We start from the raw sequence: 5,601 nt of genomic DNA on the forward strand, positions 1-5,601 counted from the left end.
AGATTGGGAGAGGGGGAGAGGGGGAGATTGGGAGAGGGGGAGAGGGGGAGATTGGGAGAGGGGGAGAGGGGGAGAGGATTTTTGAGATAGCGTGGAAATATACAATTTAAATGCACAACAGGTTTATATTTGTTGTTAAAAATTGGTTTTAAATATACCTAAAGATAGATTACAAATTAGCGCGAGTGTTTGTTTTATGGTTATTGATTTTGGACGGGAAATTTGCGGCAATCTTGACTCGGCGGAGTCTCGCGAGTGGTTGGTCACAAACGGGATCGGCGGTTACGCTAGCGGGACGATCGCCAATCTGCTCACTAGGCGCTATCACGGGCTGCTGGTAGCCGCCCTTAAACCCCCGCTGGCACGGACTTTGATGCTCGCCAAGCTCGACGAGACAGCCGTATATGCCGATCGCCCTTATCCGCTTTATACAAACCGCTGGGCCGACAGTGCGATCGAACCCCACGGCTACAACTTAATCGAAAGCTTCTACCTCGAAGAAACTACCCCTGTTTGGAGGTTTGCCCTCGGCGACGCTATTTTGTCCAAGCGGATTTGGATGCAGCAAGGTGCTAACACAACATATATTCAATATTATTTGCACCGCGCCTCAAAGCCAGTATCCCTCGCTGTCAAAGCCCTAGTCAACTACCGCGACTACCACCACACAACAAGGGCTAGCGACTGGCCCGTGAGGCTAGAAACCTTGACAGATGGGGTTTGCGTCACCGCTTTTGAAGGAGCCGCACCGCTTTATCTGCTGACAGATGCCGAACCAGAGGCTCAATTCCGAGTCTCGGCTCCTTTATACAATTGGTACTACGGATTTGACCTCGCGGCTGAAAAACGGCGCGGATTGGAGTATTGCGAGGATCACTTGCACGCGGCGACTTTTCACTTGACCATCGCACCGGGAAACTCTGTCACATTGATAGCCAGTACCGAGAAAAATCCCGAACTCAACGGCGCTAAAGCTTTAGAAATGCGTCGCACTTACCATCGACAATTGCTGCAAAACTTCTCCCCCGCCAGAGAATCTCCCGACTGGATCGATCGCCTAGTGCTAGCAGCAGACCAATTTATCGTCAACCGCCCGCTACCGGAGGAACCCGAAGGTAAAACGATTATCGCCGGATATCCCTGGTTTAGCGACTGGGGGCGCGATACCACGATCGCCCTGCCCGGCCTCACAATCTGTACCGGGCGGTGGGACATTGCCCGATCGATTTTGCGGACTTTTGCGCGGTATGTCGATCGGGGAATGCTCCCGAACCGCTTCCCGGATGCCGGCGGCGCACCGGAATACAACACCGCAGACGCGACGCTGTGGTACTTTGAGGCAATTCGCGCTTACTGCGACTGCACCGGAGACGACGAACTTTTGACCGAACTCTGGCCGACCCTATGTGAGATGGTGGACTGGCACATTCGGGGAACTCGGTATAACATCCGCGTCGATCCCGATGACGGTTTAGTCTACGCGGGCGAAACCGGCGTGCAACTAACTTGGATGGATGCGAAAATCGGCGATTGGGTGGTGACTCCTCGGATTGGTAAGCCGATCGAACTCAGCGCCCTTTGGTACAACGCCCTGCAAGCTATGGCAAGTTTTGCTCGCAGATTGGGCAAGTCTCACCACGAATACGATCGGTTGGGCGATCGCACCAGCGCCGGATTCACCCGTTTCTGGAACGACTCAACCAGTTACTGCTACGACGTTTTAGACGGCCCCAACGGCAACGACAGCTCGCTGCGGCCAAACCAAATATTCGCCGTTTCCCTGCCCCTAGACTCGATTGGGCCTCGCTCCGCCACCTCCTTGTTACCGGGGGTGCGGGGCAAGGAAACTCCCCGCTATACACCCTTACTCACACCAATCCAGCGGCGCTGCGTGGTGGACGCTTGCGCTCAAGGGCTTCTGACTTCCCACGGCCTGCGAAGCCTCTCACCGCAGCACCCGCAGTATTGTGGAGTCTATGCAGGCGACCAATTGCAGCGCGATAGCGCCTACCACCAAGGCACGGTTTGGGGCTGGCTGATGGGCCCCTTTGTCTTGGCTCACTTGCACGTATACAAAGACCCAGCACAAGCTCGCGAATTCCTAGCACCGATGGCACATCATATAAAAAGCGCAGGTGTTGGAAGTCTCAGCGAGATTTTTGAGGGCGACGCTCCTCACTCGCCTAGGGGCTGCACTGCTCAAGCTTGGACTGTGGCTGAGGTGCTGCGGGCTTGGTTGGCAATTAATACTGTGGGTGTGTGAACTACCCACCGTCAAGCGGAGTACCGCTATGACGGGGGCTTCCAGTTTCAAGGGGAATCGCATCTATCAAGACCGAAATCTTTCCAGGTTGACTTACACTCCCTCCACTGGCTGCAGCACTCGTTCCTAATGCCAACAACCGCAAGGCTTCATCCCTAATATTTTTCGAGGCATTGATATCTCTATCATTACGGCTGTGACACTTAGGGCAATCCCAATAACGCAGGTTCAAAGGCATTTCTGATACTTTGTGAAGACAATTATTACAAGTCTTAGAGCTAGGGAAAAATCGGTCAACCTCTACATAGGTTTTTCCACTTTTTTCTGCTTTGTACTTGAGCATTGTCCCAAACATCCCCCATCCAGCATCGCTAATCGCTTTAGCTAGACAATGGTTAAGTAAGTCGGTGGGGAAAAACACAACTGTGTTAAGAAAGATAAATGAGGCTCAAACCCCAATCCCTCCTGCATTCTGTCTCCTGACTCCTGCCTCATCCCAACTACAAATATTTACGCCTTTCTACTTACGCACCATACCTTTGATATTTAGATTTTCTACTGCAATAACTTGGTTTTCGTCTACTATCTTGCGGGATAGCTTGTGCAGAAAATCGACCCGGACTCTTTTGATTCTCGAATGAACTCTGGCTACTAATCTTTTAGCCTTATGCCTAGTATTGCTCCCTTTCTGTTTGCGACTTAGTTTTTGCTGCTTACGCTTGAGATGGCGACTGTGTTTCCTGAGATGCTTAGGGTTTGCATACTTGCTGCCATCACTGGTTACAACAAAGTCAATTAACCCAACATCTAAGCCGATAGCTTTGCCGTTAGCATCTTTTTCCGGTGTCTCTCGTCCATCATCAACCAAGATCGAAGCATAGTGTTTACCATCAGTATTTTGGGAAATAGTAACAGTTTTAACCTGACCATCGAGTGTTCGATGAATTATGCAATGCACTTCACCGATTATCGGCAATTTGATCGAGTTATCACCTACTTTAACATTCTGAGGATAACTAATAGATTGTTTTCCATGCTTCGACTTGAAGCTAGGAAAACCGCCACGTTTATCAAAGAAATTTTTATAAGCAGTAGACAGGTTCAATGCGACTACTTGAAGTGATTGAGAATAAGCATTTTTCAACCAAGGATATTCCTTTTTTAGATTTGGGAGTAATCCTTGAATCGCACTTCTACTCAGCCCTTTGCCAGTATCTTTGTAGGTTTGCTGACACAGATTCAAACTATAATTCCAAAACCAACGACAACAGCCGAAAGCACCCGCAAAGTACGTTTGCTGTTGGGCAGTAGGATAGATTCTGAATTTATAGGCTTGATACATTATTGGCGATCGACATCTCTGATAATATGGTACCAAGGATACGCCGGAAAATCCCAGGAATTTGCTCGTCTGGTCACGCCTATCCCATTTCCCTCGATCATCAAGATGTCGAGTTTCGTGGGATAGGCGATAGATCGTCGCTTCGCTCGTCTTTCATCCCACCACCAAGCGGAGTACCGCTATGGTGGGGGGAATTCCCGCCTGTCTAGTTAAATGGGGAATGCGATCGGAAGTAAAGAGGGCAACCACGGGGGGTTGCCCCTACAAGAATTACACTAATGAACGGACTGCTATAGTCTTGATAATGATTTAGGATTGCTAGAGTGCGAGCGGGGACGCTCGCACTATAATTATGCAAAACACAGATGCTCCCCCATCTTTGATTGAAATAGGAGGTTTATGGCATTATTGTTAGCGGGTGATATTGGCGGGACTAAGACGATTTTGCGCTTGGTGGAAAGGACTGTTAAGGGTGAAATGAACGCTCTTTACGAGTTTCGCTATCCGAGCGGGGAGTTTCCCGATTTAGTGCCGATTGTGCGGCAGTTTTTGACGGAGGCTGCTGCAAAACTGGATTTTGTACCTGAGCCTGAAAAAGCTTGTTTTGCGATCGCGGGCCCGGTAGTCAACAACACTGCAAAATTGACTAATTTACCTTGGCGACTGGATGCGAAGCGCTTGGAACAGGATTTAGGAATATCCCGCGTTAGTTTAATTAATGATTTTGTTGCGGTTGGTTACGGTGTGTTGGGTTTGGACGATCGAGATTTGCACGTTTTGCAAGTTGGAAAACCCTGCCAAAACGATCCAATTGCTGTGATTGGTGCGGGTACTGGTTTGGGAAATTGTTTTGCAATTCCCGAAGCAAATGGTATTAGGGTTTTTTCTTCGGAAGGCGGACACGCTGATTTTGCACCTCGCTCGGAGTTGGAGTTTGAGTTGCTAAAATATTTGTTAGCAAAACATGATATTCCCCGAATATCGATCGAGCGTGTAGTTTCGGGACAGGGAATTGCTTCAATTTACCAGTTTTTGCGCGATCGCAAGTTTGCTGCTGAATCTGCGGATGTAGGGGCTGCGATCGCTCAATGGGAATCAGAAATTGGTAAAAGCGAGAAGACTGTCGATCCGGGGGCGACAATTGCTCAGGCGGCACTCAAAAAGTGCGATCGGCTTTCGGAACAAACAATGCAAATGTTTGTAGAAGCTTACGGGGCGGTGGCGGGAAATATGGCTGTTTCACTTTTACCTTACGGCGGTTTGTACGTAGCCGGCGGCATTGCTGCTAAGATTTTGCCGCTGATTTTAGAGGGCGGTTTTATGCGAGCTTTTACCCACAAAGGTCGGATGGATTCACTGTTAGAAATGATTCCGGTGCGATTGGTTTTGGATGACAATGTAGGGTTAGTGGGAGCTGCAGTTTGTGCGGCCGGTCTTTAGGGATTGAAACTGAGGAATTTGCCAATATTGGAGGCCCGGACGCGGGCCCCGCAAGAAGAGACGGCGGTTTCAACCGCCCGGTTCTAATAATATCAACCCTCAAATCAATTTCCCAGCAGCATCGCCCAAATCCCCCATTCCCTCCAAACGCAGGAAATGCACCCGGCCCGAATCATCCCCCGCTACAACTGTCACTCCATCAGGCGCAAAAGCACAGCCATTAAACACACTATCTCCGCTGAAACTAGCAACCTCTTTACCTGTGAGCAAATCCCAGATTTTCAGGGTACGATCCTCTGAAGCGGAAATCGCCGTGAGGCCGTCTGGTGCGATCGCCACTGCTGTTACCGCCCTATGACCCGTGAGAGTTTTCAGTTCCCGCCCTGTCTCGGTGTCCCAGATTTTCAGGGTTTTATCCAATGAAGCAGAAATCGCCGTGAGGCCGTCTGGTGCGATCGCCACTGCACTTACCCCGGAACTCTGACGGGGTGACAACCCCGTTAAAACATAGACTCAATCAAGGACATAGCTCTCATACCCTTCTGAAAAAATGGCA

Annotated in this window: 3 protein-coding genes and 1 pseudogene; 2 read left to right on the top strand and 2 right to left on the bottom strand. The window is 49.8% G+C overall.

What is annotated here, in order from left to right; all coding sequences use genetic code 11:
- Positions 1 to 196 precede the first annotated feature (196 nt).
- Positions 197 to 2,263, top strand: a complete 2,067-nt coding sequence (locus tag QUA97_RS27810) for an amylo-alpha-1,6-glucosidase (RefSeq protein WP_333197519.1) — start codon at positions 197 to 199, stop codon at positions 2,261 to 2,263.
- 1 nt (position 2,264) lies between these two features.
- On the opposite strand, the pseudogene QUA97_RS27815 reads toward QUA97_RS27810, so the two are convergent.
- Positions 2,265 to 3,605, bottom strand: a pseudogene (locus QUA97_RS27815) (RNA-guided endonuclease InsQ/TnpB family protein).
- Positions 3,606 to 4,004: 399 nt separating this feature from the next.
- On the opposite strand from QUA97_RS27815, the gene QUA97_RS27820 reads away from it, so the two are divergent.
- Positions 4,005 to 5,045, top strand: coding sequence for a glucokinase (locus QUA97_RS27820; RefSeq protein ID WP_333197521.1), 1,041 nt, complete (start codon positions 4,005 to 4,007; stop codon positions 5,043 to 5,045).
- 99 nt (positions 5,046 to 5,144) lie between these two features.
- On the opposite strand, the gene QUA97_RS27825 is transcribed toward QUA97_RS27820, so the two are convergent.
- Positions 5,145 to 5,540: a WD40 repeat domain-containing protein gene (locus tag QUA97_RS27825; protein WP_333197523.1), complete on the bottom strand. Its 396-nt coding sequence runs from the start codon at positions 5,538 to 5,540 to the stop codon at positions 5,145 to 5,147.
- Between the last annotated feature and the right edge of the window lie 61 nt (positions 5,541 to 5,601).

It is taken from the genome of Microcoleus sp. CZ3-B2 (assembly GCF_036705055.1).
Lineage (GTDB): Bacteria > Cyanobacteriota > Cyanobacteriia > Cyanobacteriales > Microcoleaceae > Microcoleus.

What these genes read in the sequence shown, in the direction of transcription:
- QUA97_RS27820 (WP_333197521.1), top strand. Translation starts at nt 4,005, where the DNA reads ATGGCATTATTGTTAGCGGGTGATATTGGCGGGACTAAGACGATTTTG.
- QUA97_RS27810 (WP_333197519.1), top strand. Translation starts at nt 197, where the DNA reads ATGGTTATTGATTTTGGACGGGAAATTTGCGGCAATCTTGACTCGGCG.